The organism is Mycobacterium sp. NGS39 (assembly GCF_059812765.1).
Map to the genome: position 1 here is coordinate 65,136 of NZ_JCALDH010000005.1, position 19,949 is coordinate 85,084.

At 68.4% G+C, this 19,949-nt stretch carries 15 protein-coding genes and 1 pseudogene; 9 read left to right on the forward strand and 7 right to left on the reverse strand.

Annotated features, from left to right (window positions below; translation table 11 throughout):
* Positions 1–12: 12 nt before the first annotated feature.
* Complete coding sequence (locus AC5Y39_RS08765; RefSeq protein WP_500018007.1) at positions 13–888, reverse strand: glycosyltransferase family 2 protein; 876 nt, start codon at positions 886–888, stop codon at positions 13–15.
* 74 nt (positions 889–962) lie between these two features.
* Here AC5Y39_RS08765 and AC5Y39_RS08770 point away from each other — a divergent pair, with 74 nt between their 5' ends.
* The 9 genes from AC5Y39_RS08770 to AC5Y39_RS08810 all read left to right on the forward strand — a co-directional run bounded on the left by AC5Y39_RS08770 (position 963) and on the right by AC5Y39_RS08810 (position 11,151).
* Positions 963–1,943 (forward strand): NAD-dependent epimerase/dehydratase family protein, encoded by a 981-nt coding sequence (locus AC5Y39_RS08770; RefSeq protein ID WP_500018009.1) that lies wholly within the window; start codon positions 963–965, stop codon positions 1,941–1,943.
* A gap of 90 nt (positions 1,944–2,033) precedes the next feature.
* Complete coding sequence (locus AC5Y39_RS08775; RefSeq protein ID WP_500018011.1) at positions 2,034–3,674, forward strand: carbamoyltransferase family protein; 1,641 nt, start codon at positions 2,034–2,036, stop codon at positions 3,672–3,674.
* Positions 3,671–5,167 (forward strand): HAD-IIIA family hydrolase, encoded by a 1,497-nt coding sequence (locus AC5Y39_RS08780; protein WP_500018013.1) that lies wholly within the window; start codon positions 3,671–3,673, stop codon positions 5,165–5,167. The genes AC5Y39_RS08775 and AC5Y39_RS08780 overlap by 4 nt, the downstream gene beginning before the upstream one ends.
* Positions 5,167–6,219 (forward strand): glycosyltransferase family 9 protein, encoded by a 1,053-nt coding sequence (locus AC5Y39_RS08785; protein ID WP_500018015.1) that lies wholly within the window; start codon positions 5,167–5,169, stop codon positions 6,217–6,219. Before AC5Y39_RS08780 ends, AC5Y39_RS08785 begins: the two co-directional genes overlap by 1 nt.
* Positions 6,216–6,788, forward strand: coding sequence for a D-sedoheptulose-7-phosphate isomerase (locus AC5Y39_RS08790; protein WP_500018017.1), 573 nt, complete (start codon positions 6,216–6,218; stop codon positions 6,786–6,788). Before AC5Y39_RS08785 ends, AC5Y39_RS08790 begins: the two co-directional genes overlap by 4 nt.
* 8 nt (positions 6,789–6,796) lie before the next feature.
* Positions 6,797–8,176: a PfkB family carbohydrate kinase gene (locus tag AC5Y39_RS08795; RefSeq protein WP_500018019.1), complete on the forward strand. Its 1,380-nt coding sequence runs from the start codon at positions 6,797–6,799 to the stop codon at positions 8,174–8,176.
* A 28-nt stretch (positions 8,177–8,204) separates the two neighbouring features.
* Positions 8,205–8,903 (forward strand): SDR family oxidoreductase, encoded by a 699-nt coding sequence (locus AC5Y39_RS08800; RefSeq protein ID WP_500018021.1) that lies wholly within the window; start codon positions 8,205–8,207, stop codon positions 8,901–8,903.
* Positions 8,894–9,847: a glycosyltransferase family 9 protein gene (locus AC5Y39_RS08805; protein ID WP_500018023.1), complete on the forward strand. Its 954-nt coding sequence runs from the start codon at positions 8,894–8,896 to the stop codon at positions 9,845–9,847. Before AC5Y39_RS08800 ends, AC5Y39_RS08805 begins: the two co-directional genes overlap by 10 nt.
* The gene (locus AC5Y39_RS08810) at positions 9,817–11,151 is read left to right on the forward strand and encodes a UDP-glucose dehydrogenase family protein (protein ID WP_500018025.1); all 1,335 of its coding nucleotides are present in this window, start codon (positions 9,817–9,819) and stop codon (positions 11,149–11,151) included. The genes AC5Y39_RS08805 and AC5Y39_RS08810 overlap by 31 nt, the downstream gene beginning before the upstream one ends.
* Here the strand turns inward: AC5Y39_RS08810 and AC5Y39_RS08815 are convergent.
* The 6 genes and pseudogenes from AC5Y39_RS08815 to AC5Y39_RS08840 form a co-directional block, all read right to left on the reverse strand.
* A complete protein-coding gene (locus tag AC5Y39_RS08815; protein WP_500048206.1) occupies positions 11,148–12,314 on the reverse strand; it encodes a PP2C family protein-serine/threonine phosphatase in 1,167 nt (388 codons plus the stop codon). The two genes, AC5Y39_RS08810 and AC5Y39_RS08815, sit on opposite strands and share 4 nt — an antisense overlap.
* A complete protein-coding gene (locus tag AC5Y39_RS08820; protein WP_500018029.1) occupies positions 12,311–13,108 on the reverse strand; it encodes an alpha/beta fold hydrolase in 798 nt (265 codons plus the stop codon). The genes AC5Y39_RS08815 and AC5Y39_RS08820 overlap by 4 nt, the downstream gene beginning before the upstream one ends.
* 78 nt (positions 13,109–13,186) lie before the next feature.
* A complete protein-coding gene (locus tag AC5Y39_RS08825) occupies positions 13,187–14,770 on the reverse strand; it encodes a DHA2 family efflux MFS transporter permease subunit (protein ID WP_500018031.1) in 1,584 nt (527 codons plus the stop codon).
* Positions 14,771–14,827: 57 nt separating this feature from the next.
* Positions 14,828–18,343, reverse strand: a complete 3,516-nt coding sequence (car, locus tag AC5Y39_RS08830) for a carboxylic acid reductase (RefSeq protein ID WP_500018033.1) — start codon at positions 18,341–18,343, stop codon at positions 14,828–14,830.
* 204 nt (positions 18,344–18,547) lie between these two features.
* Complete coding sequence (gene mbp1, locus AC5Y39_RS08835; RefSeq protein WP_499951544.1) at positions 18,548–18,787, reverse strand: microaggregate-binding protein 1; 240 nt, start codon at positions 18,785–18,787, stop codon at positions 18,548–18,550.
* Positions 18,788–18,906: 119 nt separating this feature from the next.
* Positions 18,907–19,929, reverse strand: a pseudogene (locus AC5Y39_RS08840) (DNA topoisomerase IB).
* Positions 19,930–19,949 lie beyond the last annotated feature (20 nt).

Consider the following 19,949-nt stretch of genomic DNA (forward strand, 5'->3'; position numbering starts at 1 on the left):
GCACGCTCGCGGCTACTCGAGTGTGCGGACTCTGCGTTCGAGGTCCTCGGGCAGGTGACGGCGCTGGGCAAGCGCCGCCGGCAGTCGAACCAGCGCCTCGGCGGTCGCTTTGGCATGCGCGGAATCCGCTGTGGCGCAACGCAACAGGCGCGCCAGCGCCGACGTGCAGCGGTCGGCCGGCCGACGCATGCACGCGGTCAGGAACTCGTTGCGCAGAACACGCGCGTCGCGAGCTGCGCTGGATCCACGGACCTTCGACGGCTGGTGGCAGGCTCTGACCTGCGGGCAGTAGCACAGATCCCAGCCGGCGGCGGCCAGATCGAGCGCCAGCAGCGTCTCCTCGCCATAGATGTGCAGCAGCGGGCTGAATCCACCCACTGCCAGGAACGCGTCGCGCCGCACGATCGCCGAACAGCATTGGAAGCCAAGCACACTGGGCCCGGGCAGACCATTCCTGCGGCCCAGCGGGCTGGCTGCGAGCTCGTCGCTGAACGCGTCGCGACGACCCGACGGCCATACCGTGGTCTGCGCCGCGATCAGTGCCAGCGTGGGATGGTCGTCGAAGAGTTGCTCCGCGATCTCCGTCGCGCCCGGCTCCCACCACGAATCGTCGTCGCAGAACGCCACGAACGGTGTCTCGCAAGCGCTGACGCCGACGTTGCGGGCCGCGGCGCCGCGGTTGCGGTCCAGCGGAATGAGCCTGATTCGGCCCCTGCCGGCTCGAGATCTCGCAAGCGTCCGGACCATGTCGCAGGTCTGGTCGTCAGAACCGTTGTCCACCACGATGATTGGGCACGCAAAGCTGGACAGCAGCCGGCCGATGGTGGGTTCCAGTTCGTCGGCGCGGTTGTAGGTCGCGATGACGAACGACGTCCTGGGCTGCTCCATGCCCGGCATCTACCCGGCGGCCCCGCGGGGGAAACCGCTCGTTTGGCCAATTGCGACCTGGGTATTTGAAGAGGATGCGGAAATGGCGTTCTGTATTGGTCACGGGAGGAGCGGGCTTTCTCGGCACCCACCTGTGTCTGCGACTGCTGAACCGCGACGTCGAAGTGGTCTGTGTCGACGACCTGTCCACCAGCGCCCCAGCCAACGTCGACGATCTCAAACGACAGAGCGGGCTGCAGTTCGTCGAGCACGACATCACCGAGGCGTCCGACGATCCGCGACTGAACCGCCGCTTCGCTGCGGTGTTTCACCTGGCCTCGCCGGCGTCGCCGCCGGACTACTTGCGTCTGCCCATCCAGACGCTGCGGGTGGGTGCGCACGGCACGTCGTTGGCTCTCGAGATCGCCGAGCGCAGCGGCGCACGGTTCGTGCTGGCTTCCACGAGCGAGGTGTACGGCGATCCGCTGGAGCATCCCCAACGCGAAACTTATTGGGGCAACGTCAATCCCATCGGTCCGCGCAGCGTGTACGACGAGGCCAAGCGGTTCGCCGAGGCGATGGTGTTCGCCCATCATCGCACCCACGGCGGCGACGTCGGCGTCGCACGGATCTTCAACACGTACGGCCCTCGGATGCGTGCCGACGACGGCCGCATGGTGCCGACGTTCTGCCGTCAGGCGCTCGAGAACAAGCCCATCACGGTAGCGGGCAGCGGTCAGCAGACCCGATCGCTGTGTCACGTCGACGACACGGTAACGGCCCTGCTGGCCCTGGGAGAATCAGACATCACCGGGCCGGTGAACATCGGCAACCCGACCGAGATGACGGTGCTCTCGGTGGCCGAAATGATCCGCGAGCTGGCCGGCAGTTCCTCGCCGATCCACTATGTGCCTGCGGCACAAGACGATCCGCAACGCCGCTGTCCCGACATCCGGCTGGCTCGCGAACAGCTGTCGTGGGAGCCGAAGGTGCCGCCGTATCAAGGGCTGGCCGAGACCGTCGCGTGGTTCCGTGACCAGGATGTCCAGGCGCTTTCCGCGCCTGCCAACCGGTAGCGCCCGCTGTTTAACCACATCTGCCTTGGGTATGTCTTTGGACGTCTAACGATCGAGCCGACGGCAAATACAATTCATCAGGGGGCATGCGTGCGCATCCTTGGCGTCAACGCCGTGTTCCACGATCCCGCGGCCGCGTTGGTGGTCGACGGGCAGATCGTGGCCGCGGCCGAGGAGGAACGTTTCACCCGCCGCAAGCACGGCAAGCAGGCGGTGGCGTTCTCCACGTGGGAATTGCCGACGCAGTCGGCGCGATGGTGCCTCCAGCAGGGCGGTATCTCGGCCGCGGACCTCGACGCCGTCGCCTACTCCTATGACCCCGCGCTGGCCGAAGTGCCCGGCGGCCCTATCGCCGGGCAGGACCGCGACTGGGAGTACCTGCGCACGCTCTACGCACGGCGCGCGCCGCAGTTCCTGGCGGCCGCATTGCCGGGACTGGACCCGGGCATCGTCCGTCACGTCCGTCACCACGTCGCGCACGCTGCGTCGGCGTCGCTGGCGTCACCGGAACCCGACAGCGCGGTGCTGGTGGTCGACGGCCGCGGCGAGGCGACGTCGATGCTGGCCGGCGAGTACCGCGAAGGCAAGCTGGATATCCTTGCTGCACAAGAACTTCCGCATTCGCTGGGCCTGCTGTACGAAAGCCTTACCGAGCACCTCGGTTTCAAGCGGTCATCTGACGAATACAAGGTGATGGCGATGGGCAGCTACGGGCGCCCTGCCTACGCCGAACGGCTCCGCGAACTCGTGTACGCCTGCGGCGACGGCACATTCCGCACCGAGCCCGTGGACTGGACCGAGTTCGCGCCGCCACGTGATCCGCACGCCACCGATTTGGACCCTGCCCATGCGGACCTGGCCTGCAGCGTGCAGCGGGTGCTCGAGGAAGTGCTGGTGCAGCTGGTGTCCTGGTTGCGCGGCCGGAGTCGCTCCGACGCGCTGTGCCTGGCCGGTGGGGTCGCACTGAACTGCGTGGCGAACTCGCGGCTGTATCGGGAGGGCGGCTTCGCCGACATCTGGGTACAGCCCGCGGCGGGCGACGCCGGTACGGCGCTCGGGGCTGCGCTGGCCGTGGCCGCCGAACACGGTGAACCGATCGCCCCGATGCCCTCGGCGTCGCTGGGCCGGGGCTGGTCCGACGACGAAATCGCGGCGATCCTCGACACCGCCGACGTCGCGTACGAGCGGCCCGACGACATCGCCGTGGCGATCGGGGACGCGCTCGCCGACAACCAGCTCGTCGGCTGGTTCCAGGGCCGCGCCGAGTTCGGCCCACGGGCACTGGGAAACCGATCGCTCTTGGCCGATCCGCGCCACGCCAAGAATCTCGAGCGGATGAACAACGTGAAGGGCCGCGAGCAGTTTCGGCCCGTCGCACCGATGGTGCTCGCCGACAGAGCCGCCGACATATTCTCCGGCGGCCCGATTCCCAGTCCATACATGCTGTTCGTGCACGATGTCGACCCGCAGTGGCGGCAACGCATCCCGGCCGTGACGCACGTCGACGGCACCGCGCGCATCCAGACCGTCGACACGGACAAACCGGTGCTGCACAGAATGATCAGCCACTTCGCGTCGCGCACCGGGGTGCCCGTCGTCGTCAACACCAGCTTCAACACCGCTGGACGGCCGATGGTCGACAGCCCGCGCGATGCGCTCGAGTGCTTCGGCAGCTCACCTATCGACGTGCTGGCTATGGGCCCCTTCATGATTCGGAGACATCGGGCGTGACGGGGTCGGTTGCGGTGGTGATCCCGACGATCGGCCGAGAGTCGCTGGGCCGCCTGCTCACCGCGCTGGACCAAGGCAGAGGGCCCAGGCCGGACGCGGTGGTCGTCGTCGACGACCGCCCCGCACCGGATCATCCACTTCCAATGCCGGACAACGGTCTACCGATCACAGTGCTGCGATCGGGTGGGCGAGGACCCGCAGCCGCCCGCAACGTCGGATGGCGTGCGAGCGCGGCCGAATGGATCTGCTTCGTCGACGACGACGTGGTCACCGGCCCCGGCTGGCCCGCGCAGCTGGCCGCGGACATCGAGAATGCCGACCCGTCAGTCGTGGGCATCGAGGCCCGGATCAGCGTGCCCGCGCCCGAGGGGCGGCGGGCCACCGACGACGAGCGCCGCACTTTGCAACTCGTCACGTCGACATGGATCACCGCGGATCTGGCGTATCGGCGTTCGGCGCTGGTGGCGTGCGGCGGCTTCGACGAACGCTTCCCGCGGGCGTACCGCGAGGACGCCGACATCGCGTTGCGCATGCAGCGCATCGGCCGCATCGTGCGCGGCGCCCGCGAGACCATGCATCCCGTCCCGCAGCGCACGCCGTCGATCATGGCGAGTGTGCGTGCGCAGGCCGGCAACCGTGACGACGCGCTGATGCGGCGCAAGCACGGCCGCCACTGGCGCGCCAAGATCGGCGGGAACAGGGGGCGGCTGCGGCTGCATGCGGCCACCACCTCAGCAGGAATGCTGGCACTGGTCGCCGCATTGGCCGGCCGTCGCAAACTCGGGTTGGCTTCTGCGGCAACGTGGTTGGCGTTGACGTTCGAATTCGCGGTGCGGCGCATCGTGGCCGGCCCGCGCACGGTCCGCGAGGTGACGGCGATGGCGGTCAGCAGCGTGCTGATCCCACCGGTCGCGGTGGCGCAACGGCTCTGGGGCACATGGCTGTTCCGGCGTGCGCATCCCGAGCCGCCGCTGGCGGTGCTGTTCGACCGCGACGACACGCTGATCGAAGACGGCCCCTATCTCAACGACCCCGACGGGGTGGTGCCCAAGGCGAATGCCCGCCAGGCGCTGGGCCGGCTGCGCAAGCACGGCCTGCTGCTTGCCGTCGTCACCAACCAGTCCGGTGTCGCGAAGGGCTTGATCAGCGACCAGCAGTTGCAGGCGGTCAACGCCCGAGTCGACGAGCTGCTGGGACCGTTCGACACCTGGCAGGTGTGCGTCCACGACACCGATGACGGGTGTGCGTGTCGAAAGCCGTTGCCCGGTATGGTGATTGCCGCCGCCACTGCTCTGGGCGTGGATACGCGGCACTGCGTGATGATCGGCGACACGGGCGGTGATGTCGCGGCGGCGCAGGCCGCACGCGCCGACGCGATTCTGGTACCGACGGAACGGACCCGGCCAGAGGAGATCGCCGACGTGAAGGCGGCGGCGCACGTAGCGCATTCGCTGGAGGAGGCCGTCGAGCTGGTGCTGAGGCGGGTGCGGTGATGAGCGGCTTGCGCGAAGAACAGAAGGCAACCGGTACCGCACTGGTGGCCCGGCTGGACAGCACCGGTGACGTGCTGATCACCGGTCCCGCGGTGCGGGCCGTCGCCGCGAATCACGACCGCGTGGTGTATCTGGCCGGGCCGCGTGGCAGTGAAGCGGCGCGACTGTTGCCGGGGGTCGACCGCGTGGTCGAGTGGGCCGCGGCGTGGGTGGATTTCGACGCTCCTGAGCTGACCGCAGACAGCGTGCACCAGCTGGTCGACACTATTGCTGCCGAAAAGCCCGACGCCGCACTGATTTTCACGTCATTTCACCAGTCGCCGCTGCCGCTGGCGTTGATCTGCCGCATGGCCGGCGTGCCGTGGGTCGGCGCGATCTGCGAAGACTATCCCGGAACACTGCTGAATCTTCGCCATCACGTCGCGGCGGGCATCCCCGAACCCGAGCGTGCGCTGTCGCTAGCCCAAGCCGCCGGTTGGCAGCTGCCTTCCGGCGACGACGGACGCTTGCGACTACGACCGGTGCCGCCGGTGCCGGCGCGGCTGGCCGCGGTCACCGGCCAGGATTACGTGGCATTCCATCCTGCGGCCGCGGTGCCGGCTCGCAGCCCGTCGCCGCACACGTGCGCCGAGATGGTGCGCGCGCTTGCGGCGGCGGGGCATCGCGTCGTGGTCACCGGCACCGGCGCAGACCGCGAACTCACCGCAGCGGTGGCCGGCGAGCACGCCCGCGATCTCGGCGGCGAGACCACGTTGGCGGAGCTGGCCGCGGTGTTCGCGGGTGCGCGCGCGGTGGTGGCGCCCAACACCGGCCCCGCCCATCTCGCCGCTGCGGTGGGCACACCGGTGGTGTCGTTGTTCGCGCCGGTGGTGCCCGCCGAACAGTGGAGCCCGTACGGCGTGCCGGTGGTGCTTCTCGGCGACCAGCAGGCGCCGTGCCGCCTCACCCGGGCGCGCCGGTGCCCGGTACCCGGACATCCGTGCCTGGACGGAATTCCCGCCGCCGAGGTCGTTGCCGCAGTAGCCGAAATCGCAAGCCGAGGTGCAGCATGATCGACAAACATTTCGCCGACCTGGTCCGGGCCGCCGCGCAGGTGCGGCCCAGCGCGCAGCAACTGCAGCAGTGGGCGCAGCACCTCGCCGACGTGTTCGCCGCGGGCGGGCGGGTGATGGCCTGCGGCAACGGCGGCAGCGCCGCCGAGGCGCAGCATCTGACCGCCGAGCTGGTGGGTCGCTTCAAAGACGAGCGAAAACCGTTGTCGGCGATCTCATTGCATACGGACACGTCCGCGCTGACCGCGCTGGTCAACGACTACGGCGCCGAGGAGATGTTCGCCCGGGGCGTGCGGGCCCACGGTAGGCCGGGTGACGTGCTGGTCGCACTGTCCACCAGCGGCACCAGCCCCAACGTGCTGGCCGCCGTCAAGGCCGCGCACCAGGCGAAGGTGACCACGTGGGCGCTCACCGGGCCGGCTCCCAATCCGCTGGCAGCGATGAGCGACGACGCAATCTGTGTCGAGGCGCCGTCCACCGCGACCGTGCAGGAGATGCACCTGGTGCTGATCCACGCGCTGTGCATCGCGCTGGACGAGCTGCTGCTGGGCCCGAAGGCCACCGTATGAAACCGATTGTGATCATTGGCGATTCGATGCTCGACGTGGACGTCGACGGGTCGGCGCGGCGGCTGTCACCGGAGGCGCCGGTGCCGGTGGTGGAACCGGACCGTATCTGGCACCGGCCCGGCGGCGCGGGTCTGGCCGCGGTGCTTGCGGCGCGCGCGCACCCCGACGTGGTGCTGGTGACCGCGACGGCGGACGACGCGGCGGGGCGCTCCCTGGCCGGGCTGTTCGCCTCCGAACATCCCGAGATCCGGGTGGTCGGGCTGCCGCTCACCGGCACGACGGTCAGCAAGGTCCGCATCCGCGCGGCCGGGCAGTCGGTGGTGCGAGTGGACCACGGCGACGGTGTCGCGGCTGCCGACCCGCTGCCCGCCGAGGTTGCCGACGTGCTGCGGACCGCCGCAGCGGTGTGCGTCGCCGACTACGGACGCGGCGTCGCAGCGCATCCGCAACTTCGCGACGTGCTGACCGGTCTGGCCGCGGACGTGCCCGTGGTGTGGGACCCGCATCCCCGCGGCGCGGCGCCGGTGCCCGGCTGTGCGCTGGCCACGCCGAACGAGACTGAAGCACAACAGTTTTCCCAGAGCGCCCGCACCCACAGCCGGATCGCGGCGGCCCTGCGTGAGCGATGGCGCACCGACGCGGTGAGTGTGACACTGGGTGCACGCGGCGCGTTGTTCTCCGACGCCGAGCACGTCGTCAAACACGTGCCGGCACCGGCGGTAGGCGGCTTGGGCCGCACCGACACCTGTGGTGCGGGCGACCGGTACACGGTTGCGGCGGCGATCGCACTCGGCGAGGGTAAGCATGCCCTCGCCGCCACCGCCGCAGCCGTCGACGCGGCCTCGCGGTTCGTGGCGGCCGGCGGCGCCGCCGGCGTGTCGAGTGCGATGCCGATGCCGTCGGACTTCGGCATGGCGCCCACCGCTGCCGCCGTCACCGGTATGCCGGCGGTGCTTGCGCTGGCCGACAAAGTGAGGCAGCGCGGCGGCACGCTGGTGGCCGCCGGAGGGTGCTTCGACCTGCTGCACACCGGCCACGTCCGGCTGTTGCGACGCGCCCGCGAGCTCGGCGACGCCCTTGTGGTGCTGATCAATTCGGACGCGTCGGTACGGGCGCTGAAGGGGCCTGGACGCCCCGTGGTGCCGGCCGCTGACCGGGCGCGGGTGCTGGGCGCGCTTGCGTGCGTGGACGGCGTCGCGATCTTCGACGAGGATTCCCCGGCCGCCGCGCTGGAGCGGCTGCGGCCCGACATCTGGGTGAAGGGCGGCGACTACACCGGCGTCGAGCTGCCCGAAGCCGACGTGGTAGCCCGGCACGGCGGCGAGGTGGTGCTGTTGCCGACGGTACCCGGCTATTCGTCGTCGAAGTTGATAGAAGCCACCCGCTGAACTAGCTGCACCGAAGGAAGGCAGACGCATGACGCAATCCGGACGACTCGGCAACGTGCTGATCACCGGCGGCGCATCAGGACTGGGCGCGGCGACCGTGCGCGCGGTACAGCGCCACGGCGGCAACCCGCTGGTGATCGACATTGTCCAGCCGGTCGGCGAAATCCCTTGGACCTGGGCCGATCTCGCCGATACCGAGACGGTGCACTCGGCCGTCACCGAGCTTGCCGAATCCGTCGACGGCCAACTGCACGGCGTGTTCACCGCCGCGGGCACCGACAAGTGCGGGCGGCTGGACACCGTTGCGGCCAAGGATTGGGAGCGGGTGCTGCATGTCAATCTGCTCGGCACCGCGGCGGTGGTGCGCAGCGCATTGCCGTATCTGAAAGCCACCCACGGCCGGATCGTCACGTGCGCTTCGACGCTGGGCATCAAGGCGGTCAGCGACGCGACCGCGTACTGCGCGTCCAAGTTCGGCGTGGTCGGCTTCACGCGGGCGTTGGCCGCGGAACTGGCCGGTGACGTCGGTGTGACGCTGCTGATCCCCGGCGGCATGGCCACCGCGTTCTTCGACGGTCGCGACGAGCAGTACAAGCCGCCACCGGACGCCAAACTCAACGATCCCGACAATGTCGCCGAAACAGTGGTGTTCGCGCTCAGTCAGCCGCAAGGAAGCGAAATCCGGGAAATGGTCGTGTGCTCCTCCGAGGAGTCGTCGTGGCCGTGACACTGGCCGATCCCGGCGGAACCGTGCTGGTGCTGCGGGCGCTCGGGCTCGGCGACCTGCTCACCGGCATTCCCGCGCTGCGCGGCCTGCGCAGAGCGTTTCCGGTCGCGCACATCGTGTTGGCCACCCGAGCCGATCTCGCGCCGCTCGCCCTGTTCAGCGGCGCCGTGAACGACGTGCTGCCGACCGCCGGACTAGGCGAATTGCACTGGGACGGACCACCACCGGAGTTGGCGGTGAACCTGCACGGCCGGGGGCCGGAAAGCATCGCAGACCTGGTGTCGACGCAGCCCAAACAGCTTGTCTCCCATCGCAATCCGACATATCCCCAAGTGTCCGGTCCGCCGTGGCGCGAAGAGCTGCACGAGGTCGACCGGTGGTGTGCGCTGCTTGGCGCAGCCCGCATCGCCTGCGATCCCGAAGACCTCGGGCTCGGGCGTCCAGCCGGCTACCCGTACCACCGCGACGTCGTCGTCATCCATCCCGGAGCTGCCGCCGCGTCACGCCGGTGGCCACCCGACCGGTTCGCCGCGGTCGCCGCGGCCCTGCACGCCGCCGGCCATCGGATTGTGATCACCGGCTCGGCAGCCGAGCGGGAGCTGGCCGGTGCCGTGGCCGCGCAGGCTGGACTCGACGAAACCGCCGTTGTCGCAGGTGAATTGGACGTACTGGGCATGGTCGCGTTGATCGCCGACTGCCGGCTGCTGATCTGCGGCGACACCGGCGTCGGCCACATCGCCACCGCGACCGGCACGCCGTCGGTGCTGTTGTTCGGGCCGACGCCGCCGAGCCGCTGGGGACCGCGCGGCCGGGGCCCGCACGTCACACTATGGGCAGGCGACCGTGGCGATCCGCACGCGGACCGCCCGCATCCCGGGCTGCTGCTCATCACCCCCGCGCGGGTTCTCGACGCATGCCGCTCGATTCTGCCGGAGGCCGCGTGATGGCGATTGCGGTAGGTGTGGTGGGTGCCGGCTACGTCGGGTTGACCAGTGCAGTGTGCTTGGCGGCCAAGGGTTTCGACACGGTGTGCGTGGATAGCGATCCCCGCCGCGTCGAACAACTGTCGCACGGAGTCGCGGTGATCGACGAGCCTGGGCTCGACGAGTTGCTGAGCTCCGGCCTCGACGGCGGAACGCTGCGGTTCTCCGACGACTATCGAGCGCTGGCGGACCGCGACGTGGTGTTCGTCTGCGTGCCCACACCGACGAATCCCGATGGCAGCGCGGACACTTCGGCGGTCGAGTCGTGCGCCAACGGGTTGGGCGAGGTGCTCGCGCCCGGCGCGGTGGTTGCGGTCAAGTCCACGGTGCCCGTGGGCACCTGCCGGCGGCTGAGCGGGCGCCTGGGTGACCACGGCATCGTGACGGTGTCCAATCCCGAGTTCCTGCGCGAGGGTCACGCGATCTACGACTTCTGCCACCCCGACCGCGTGGTGATCGGCCTGCCCGACGGCCCGCGGGCACGGCGGGCCGGTGACCTGCTGGCGCGGGTCTATGCCGGCGATACCGACACGGTGCTGCGGATGACGCTGGAGAGCGCCGAGTTGGCGAAGTATGCGAGCAATGCCTTTCTCGCCGTGAAGCTTTCGTACGTGAACTCGCTGGCCGAGTTGTGCGGGGGGGTGGGCGCCGACATCGAAGACATCGCGCGCTGCATGGGCGCTGACCCGCGGATCGGGCCCGCGTTCCTGATGCCCGGACCGGGCTGGGGTGGCTCGTGTCTGCCGAAGGACACCGCCGCTCTGCTGCACACCGGACGCTGCCACGGCGTCCCGATGCGCGAAGTCGAGTCGGCCCGCGCCACCAACGAGGCACAGCGGGCGCGGATCGTGACGACCCTGCGCCGACGGCTAGGCCGGCCGCTGGCCGACGTGCGGATCACGGTCCTGGGTTTGACGTTCAAGGCAGGCACCAGCGACATTCGTGAGTCGCCGGCCTTGGCAATCTGCGCGGAGTTGGCACGAAGCGGCGCACAGGTGACGGCCTACGACCCGCGACTGGAGAGCATGGATCGCCGAAGTGTTCCGGTGCCGACAGCCAGCGACCCGTACGTCGCCGCCAAGGACGCCGACGCGATCGTCGTACTCACGGAGTGGTCCGAGTTCGCCGAGCTCGACTGGTCGGTCATCGGGCGCAACGCCGCCGCCGGCGCGATCGTCGTCGATACCCGTAACCTGTTGAGCGCCAAGACGATCAGCGATTCAGAGCTGACTTACGTCGGTAACGGAAGAGTGGGCGGCTACTAGCTGGACACGGTCAGCGCCAGTACCGCGACGTCGTCTTCCACACCCGGGCCGAGGTGCGTCAGCAGCGACCGGATGTCGTCGACGATGCGATCGGCGGTGGTGGGGCTGCGCGCCGACGCGAATGTCACCAGCGCGCCGTCGTCGTCGAAACGCTCGGTGCCGGTGCCGGTGCGCGCCTCGGTCAGCCCGTCGGTGTAGAGCACCAGGGTGTCGCCGGTGCCGAGGTGAAGGCGACGGTGCACCAACCGCACGTCGGCGAGGATGCCGAGCGGCTGGCCACCCGCCGTGCTCAGCGGCTCGACTCCGCCGTCGCCGCTCAGCAACAGCGCAGGCGGATGCCCGCCGCTGGCCAAAGTGACCTCGAAACCGCTGCCGTGGCGCGTCATCACCCCGAAGATCACTGTGCAGAACCGGACATAGCCCTCGAGCGGCTCGTGCTCGAGCACGCTGTTCACGTTGCGCAGCACCGCGATCGGTTCGTCGTCGAGCACCGCCGCTGTGCGCAGCGCGTAGCGGGCCATCGACGTGACCGCCGCCGCCTCGGCGCCTTTGCCGCAGACGTCGCCGATGAAAAATGCCCACTTGTGCGGCGAGAGCGGGAACAAGTCGTAGAAGTCACCGCTGACCTCTTCGGCCGAGGCGGCGTGATAGTAGGCAGCAGCCTGCAGGCCGTCCGGGGGCCGCAGTGCCGACGGCAGCAACGAGCGCTGCAGTGTCGTGGCCAGTTCGACGGCGCGCGCGCGTTCCTGCTCTGCCCGGGTGCGGGCCTGCAGCAGCTCTTTCTCGTACGAGCGGCGCTCTTGCGCGTCGAACACGGCGATCCGAATGCGTGCGGGCCGCCCGTGGTCGTCTTCTCTGACTTTTGCCGACAACAGGACCGGCAGTCGGCGGCCGTCGGCGGCCACCAGATCCATTGCGGGACCACCGATTTCGCCGTTCAATCGCAGCAGCGGCGCGAAATGTGTCTCGTGGTGGATGCGGCCGCCGACAGTGAACAGGTCGGTGTAGGGCCGGCCGATCAGCGCGGCGGCGTCATAACCAAGCCACCGCGCCAAGGTGGCGTTGACCGCGACGATGCGGCGGTCGGCGCGTGCGACGAGGTATCCGCACGGCGCGTTGGCATAGAGGTCTTCGACGTCCTCGCCAAGCTCCTGGAAAGTCATGCCCGGGCGAACGCCGCGATCGCGGCGGCGGTCGCCTCGGGAGCGGTGAGCTGAGGGCAGTGGCCGGTGGTATCCAGAGTGACCAGCGTGCTACCGCCGATGTGCTGGTGCACATACGCGCCGACGGCACGAGGTGCGATCGCGTCCTCGGCGCATTCGAGCACCAGGGTGGGCACCGGCACGCCGGCCAAGTCGGCGCGATTGTCGGACAGGAAGGTGGCTCGGGCGAACACCCGAGCACAATCCGGGTCGGTGCGGCAGAACGTCTCGGCCAGCTCGTCAGCCAACTCCGGGCGGTCAGGCGCCCCCATGATCACTGGCGCCATCGCATGCGACCAACCGAGGTAGTTGGTCTCCAGTGACGCCAGCAGTTCGTCGATGTCGGCGCGGGAGAAGCCGCCGTGGTAGCCGTCGTCGTCGAGGTAGCGCGGCGACGGCGCCACGAGCACGAGCTTGGCGAATCTGGCCGGCTCCTCGGCGACCGCCAGCACGCCCATCATCGCGGCCACCGAATGCCCGACGAACACCACGTCGTGCAAGTCCAGTTCGCGCACGAGCTCGACGATGTCCGCGGCGTAGCCGGCCAGCGACGAGTACCGGTCGGGATCCCACGCCGCCGGGTCGGACCCGCCTGACCCGACGTGGTCGAACAGAACGACCCGAAACTGCGGTGCCAGTGTGGCGGCGACGAACCGCCACAGGTTCTGATCGCAGCCGAAGCCGTGCGCCAGCATGACCGTCGGCCCGTCCGGCGAGCCCACGATGTTGATGTTGTTCCTCGTCACGAGGTCCACGAGGTCATCGTTTCACGCTGCGGGCAGCAGCGGCACTGCGGTTGCCGGATCGACGCAGCCGCGCGAACTGCTTCGGTGTCAGTGCGCCATCGCGGCAGGGGCCGGCTGGTCGTCTGCGGTCTTCGGCGGTGTGCGGGGCAGCCACAATGCCGGGATGTATGCCAGCGCGACGATCGCGACCACCACGGCGAACACCACGGTGTAGGCATGGGACAACTCGTGGGTGACCGCGGTCATGAAGTCGGGCCGGCGTACCGCGTCCGGAATCAGCGCAGGATCGATAGGGGCGTGGCGGCGGGCGGCGTCCTGCTGCAGCGACTGCAGCCGGTTGGCGGCCGTCAGCGTGGCGCTGCTGTTGATTTGGTGGGTCAGGATCACCGACGTGATCGCGGTGCCGATGGAGCCGGCGACCCGCTGGTTGACGTTGATCAGCGTGGATCCGCGCGCCACCTGATGAGGGTTCAGCGTCTGCAACGCCGCCCCGGACAGCGGCATCATGGTGCAGCCCATGCCCATTCCGACGGCCAGCAGTCCGATCAGCAGCAGCGGGAAGTAGTCCCGCTGGCTCCAAACGCCGTAGGCGAACACGCCCATACCGGCGACCATCAAGGAAATACCGAGCAGCACAATTCGTTTCGGCCCGTCACGGTCCATCAACCGGCCGGCGATCGGCATTGTCAACATCGCGCCGAGGCCTTGGGGGATCAGGTGCAAGCCCGACTGCAGCGGCGTCTGGTGCAGCAGCTGCTGAAAGTAGCTGGGCAACAACAAGGTCGCGCCGAAGAACGCCGCCGCGAAGAAGAGCATGGCGAGGTTGGCGACGGTCACAAGCCGGTCGGCGAAGAGCCGTAGGTCGATCAGCGGATGGTCGGTGCCGCGCAGCGCGTGCAGGACGAACCCGGCGATCAGCGCGATGCCGATGGTGCCGGGGATCCAGACGTGGGCGTCGGTGACCGAGCCGCGGTCGGGAAGTGAGGACACGCCGTAGAGGAAGCTCGCCAAGCCCGGCGACAGCAGGAGCATTCCGACGAGGTCGAATGATTCCGACGGCGACGGTTGGTCTTTGGCGAACACGACACCGGCCAGCACGAACGCGACAACGCCGATCGGAACGTTGATCAAGAAAATCCACGGCCAGCTGTAGGAGTCGATCAGCCAGCCGCCCAGGATCGGCCCGCCGACTGGTCCCAGCAACATCGGCACGCCGAGCACCGCCATCAACCGGCCCAGCCGTTTAGGGCCCGCCTCCCGCGTGAGGATCGTGAACGTCAGCGGCATCAGCATGCCGCCGCCGAGACCCTGGATCACCCGGAAGATGACCAGCAAGGTGATCGTGTGAGCCATTGCGCACAGCAGCGATCCTGCGGTGAACAGCACGATCGACCCCATGAACAGCCGCTTGGTGCCGAACCGGTCGGCCGCCCAGCCGGTGAGCGGGATGACAGCGGCCAGCGCAAGCGTGTAGCCGGTCATGGTCCACGCGACCACGGCCTCGCTGGAGTCGAACTGCTCGATGAACGTGCGCTGCGCGACGCTGACGACCGTGGTGTCGAGGATCGTCATGATCGCGGCCAGCACACATACCCCGGCGATCTTCAGCAGGCCGGCGTCGAGCCGATCGGGGTGGTCGGCACTGGCTTCCGGGCTTTCGGCGTGTACCACGCCGGTCAGGTTAGCCAGCTACTTAGGCCGCGAAACTTCTCGGTCGCCAGGCGTGGATCACAGCAGGCCGAGTAGCTGGAGGTCCGTCGCGTACTTGACGATGATCTGCGGCGTCACGTGCGGGATGTCCTTGTCGGGGCCGATCTTCGCGTTCTGCACCGCCGCACGGAACTTGTCGGTGGGTGCCATCGACCCGCGCAGCGGCTTGTCGGGCTGCTGGTAGTTGTGCAGCAGCGGAAGCAGCGAGGCCTGCCGCTGACGGTCGGGCAGCGCACGCAGCGCGATGTCGAACCGCTGTAGCCATGTCGCGTAGTCGCCGACCCGTTGCACCGGGTAGCCCGCCTCGATCAGCCAGTCGACGTACTCGTCGAGCCCGATGCCGTCGTCGTACGGGTTCATCACGTGGTAGGTGTCGAACCCGTCGCCCGCCTGGGCGCCCAAGGTGGCGATCGCCTCGGCGATGAAATCGACTGGCAGCCCGTCATAGTGGGCCCGCTGCCGATTCCCGTCGGCGTCGAGTTCGTAGAACGACTCGGGTGCGATGCCGGTCGCCACCAGGCTCAGCATCAGCCGGGTGAACATGTCGGGCAGGTTCAGCTGGCCGGCGTAGCGGGTCTCGGCCAGTATCATGTCGCAGCGGAAGACCGCGACGGGCAGACCGCACAGATCGTGTGCCTCCCGCAGCAGCACCTCGCCGGCCCATTTGCTGTTCGAGTAGCCGTTGGCGTAGCTGTCGTCGACCTTGCGGGTCGCGCTGATGTCCCGGATGTCGGCGTCCTCGGTGAAATCACCGGGCTTGATGCCGGCGCCCACGCCGATGGTCGACACATAGGTGAACGGCTTGAGCCGTGCGGTCAGCGCAAGCCGGATCAGCTCGGCGGTGCCCAGCGCATTGGGGCCGAACAACTGGCTGTAGGGCAGCACGTGGTTGACCAAGGCGGCCGGGTCGACGATCACGTCGACCGTCTCGGCCAGGCGTTGCCAATCTGCTTGCGCCAGACCGAGATTGGGCTCGCCCTTGTCGGCAGCGAGCACCTCGAGGTGGTCGGCGGCCAGCTCGCGGTAGTGGCGCAGCAGTTGCGGATCGCCGCTGTCGAATGTTCTATCCAGCCGGCGGCGCGCATCCTCGTCGGACTTGCCACGCACCAGGCAGATCACCTTGCCGTCGACCAGTTCCATCCGCTCCAGCCACTCCAGCGCAAGGTACCGGCCCAGAAATCCGGTGGCCCCGGTGAGCAGCACCGTGCGCACCTGAGGCCTCGGCCCCGGCAGTGCGGCAGCCGCGGACAGCGTGGCCTCGTCGATGAACTTGTCCAGCGTCAGGTCGCGCGCATGCACCTCGGTGGCGTCGCGGCCGTGCACCGACGCGAACGTCGGGCGCTTGCTGCCTTGCCGTTCGGTGGTGATGTAGTCGGCCAGCGCGGCGAGGTCGGTGGCCGGGCTGACGATCACGCCCACCGGCACGTCGACCTCGAAGATTTCATGCAGCAGATTGGCAAAAGTCAACGCGGACAACGAGTCTCCGCCCAGATCGGTGAAGTGAGCGTCGGGGGACAGGTCGGCTGCGGCCGAGCCCAGCAGCGCACCGGCTGCCCGGGTCACCGTCTGAAGCACCGGGGCGTCGGCGCCACCGCGCCGCAGCTCGCGCAGTTCGTCGGCCTGACCTTCGGCCAACTCCACGTAAAGCTGCTCCAGCCGATCGCCGTAGCGTTCGCGCAGTTGGGGTCGCGCCAGCTTGCGAATTCCGGTCAGCAGACCGTTCTCCAGGCTGAAAGGCGTTGTCTCGACGATGAAATCACGTGGGATCTCATATGACTGAAGTCCGGCGGCCTTAGCAACCTTCTGCAGCGAGTCGCTGATGGCCGGCTTCAACTCGTCGATCCTGTAGCGGGCCAACGCATCCTCGGTCGGCACGATCACCGCCAGCAGGTACGAGCGCGCGCTGTTGCCGTAGACGTAGATCTGACGCACCAGCGGGCTGTCGCCGAACACCGTCTCGAGCTTCGAGACCGTGACGAATTCGCCCTGCGACAGCTTGAGCACATTGTTTCGCCGGTCCACATACTCCAAGTGGTCCGGTGCGATCTCGGCGACGATGTCGCCGGTGTGGTAGTAGCCGTCCGCGTCGAACATCTCGGCGGTGACGTCGGGCCGCTTGTAGTAGCCGGGAATCAGATCTTCTGACTTGATAAGCAGCTCGCCGCGGGGATGAGGGCGATCGGTGCGGAAGTAGCCGAGATCGGGCACGTCGGCGAGTTTGTAGTCGATCACCGGTGGCCTCTGCACCTTGCCGTCGACGAACACCCCGCCCGCCTCGGTCGAGCCGTAGCCGTCGACGAGGTGGATGCCGAGCAACGCTTCGGCCCACGCCTTCATCTCCGGTGACATGGGCGCCGAGCCGGTCATCGCGGTGACGTAGCGGCCGCCGATGACATCGCGTGCCAGCTCGGCCATCACGTCGGCTTCGACGGCGGTTTCGTCGGCGCCGGCCGCGAGGCGGCGGTCTACTTCGCTGCGGAATTGCTGATACAGCATGTCCCAGATCCGCGGCACGAAGCTGAGCTGGGTGGGACGGACCAGCGCCAGGTCGTCGAGGAAGGTCGACAGGTCGCTCTTGGCAGCGAAGTACACGGTGCCGCCGTTGCCCAACGCGCCGTAGAGGATGCCGCGGCCCATCATGTGGCTCATCGGTAAGAAGCTCAGGACGATCGACGGGGCGACGGCGTGCTGACCCCAATTGGCGCGTGCGGCACGTCGCCAGCCGTTGGCCACCAGCCGCTCCGGGTACATCGCGCCCTTGGGCGCGCCGGTGCTGCCGGACGTGTAGATGAGCAGCCGTAGCGGATCGTCGTCCTCGAATACCGCCGCGGGCACGTCGGAGAGTTTCTCCCCGCGTTCGATGATCTCGGCCAGTGTGGAGAGCACGGTGCGGCTGCCGGCCTCGGCGAGCTTGGCCTTGGCGGCGTGGAAAGCCTCCCGTTGCTCGTCCACCTGCGAGTGGAAGTCGAAGACCACCAGCCGCTTCGGTGCGTGTCCGGAGAGCACCAGCTCGACGGCGTCCGCGAGGTAGTCGATGCTGGATGCGACGACCACCGGCTGGGTCTCGGCGACGATGGGCCGCAGCTGCTCGACGGCTGCGCTGGTTTGCAGCGGAACCGCAACGGCGCCAAGGCGAATCAGCGCGACGTCGAAGATCGTGTAGTCCACGCTCGTGAAGCCGAGCATCGCTACGCGGTCGCCGGGCGAGACAGGTTGAGCCGCAAGTGCATTCGTGATGGCGGACGCTGCTTCGGCCAGCTGCCGGTAAGTGACGTGGTCGAAGCGGGGGAGAAGTCGGATCGAGGTGCGGCCGGTGTGCGGATCGGTGACGTAGTCGACGGCACGCTGGCCCAGCGCGGGCCGATCGGCGTACCCGTCTGTCACTGCCTGCACAATCTGCGGCAACCGCAGCCCGGGCTGCTCGATCGCGGCGTTGACGGCCTCGCTGGGCCGCGCGTCGGCGAATTGCCGGTCGGTGGCGCAGAGCTCGGCGATCCGGCGCTCAAGGCGCTGTTCGGAGGAATCGGTCGACATCACAATCCTTAATGGGGTTCACGACTTCGAGACGCGTTACGCAAAATTGGGGAACATTAGATAGGGTAACTATATTCCGGGTCGACGGTCGATCTCCAGTCGTGTGACGAACAGCACGACACCAGAGTGATTGGGGCTCAACGCGGTCCGCGAAATGACGAAAGACCCCAGGCGATACCTGGGGTCTTTCGTCGTTGCTAGTGCTTACCGTTGAGCTGAGCGCTCGCGCTTCTCCTGGGTCTTGGCGGTGGCCCGGGCCTTCTCGGCCTGCGCCTCCTTCTTGGCGGCATCGCGCTGCGCGTCGGCCTTGTCCTGCTGGGCTTCGCCTTCACGGACGAGGTCGCCCCGCCCGAGGATCGAACCAACGAACTGTTTGACCTGGCCGAGGACACCTTCGATGATGCCGCGGATGGCCTCTTGCGGACCCGACTTGTGATCAGCCATGACGTTTCCTCCTCATTCGGCGTTCAAGAGGGAGGGTTTCCCGTCAAGCGGACCGACGAAAAGTGAGATGGGTCTCTTTGACCGCCTGGACCGGCGCGGCCGAGGGTGACGTGCGGGGCTCAGCGCCCCTTCTCCACGCGGTGGATCAGCTGGCAGGTGGCCTTCTCGATCATTTCCTGGCGAATCGACTGCGAGCGGTGCCGCTGGGCACGCCGGATGGCCGGCGCAATGGTCAACCCGTCCTCGTACGCCTGTACCACCCGTGGGTCGACATACGACGCCCGCGCCACAGCCGGGGTGTTGCCCAGTTCCCCGGCGACCACCTTCATCACGGCGGCTTCCGCGCGCTTGCGCGCGGTCTTGCTCGTCGGCTCCGGGGAATGCGCGAACGCCTCGGCCGCCAGCACAGTGCCGTGCCATGTCCGCAGGTCCTTGATGCTGTACTCGTCACCGACCAGCTCGCGGAAGCGGGCATTGACGTCCTCGGCGTGCATCTCCACCCATTCACCGTCGTCCGTGCGGTACACCAGCAGCCGCGGATAGGGACTCTGCGCGCGCATCAGCGACCGCACGGCACGCACCACAAGCGGGTCGTCGATCTCGATCGTGCGCTGCACGCCGCTCTTGGCGGGATAGTCGAACTCGACGCTGTCGCGGCGCACGCGCACATGCTCGCGGCGCAGCGTGGCCAAGCCGAAACTCCCGTTCTCCTGGGCGTATTCCTCGCCGCCGGCGCGGAAGTATCCGCGGTCGAGTAGCCGCTGCGCGACCCCGAGCACCCGGGCGCAATGCAAACCGCGTCCACGCAGATCGGCGACCACGTGCGTGCGCCAGTCCGGGAGCCGTTTGGCCAGACTCAGGGTCCGGTCGTACTTCTCCTCGGCGCGTTCTTGTTGCCAGCGCTGGTGGTAGATGTACTGCTTGCGGCCGGCCGCGTCGGTCCCGACCGCCTGGATGTGGCCGTTCGGGTACGGGCAGATCCAGACGTTCTTCCATGCGGGCGGGATGACGAGACCGTCGATGCGCTCCAGCGTTTGGGAGTCGGTCACCGGATTGCCGTCGGAGTCCACATAAGAGAAGCCGCGGCCCCGGCGGACGCGTCACACGCCAGGGCCGCCGACGGTGGTTCGGCGCAGCCTCACGCAGGTCTTCCTTCCACTGA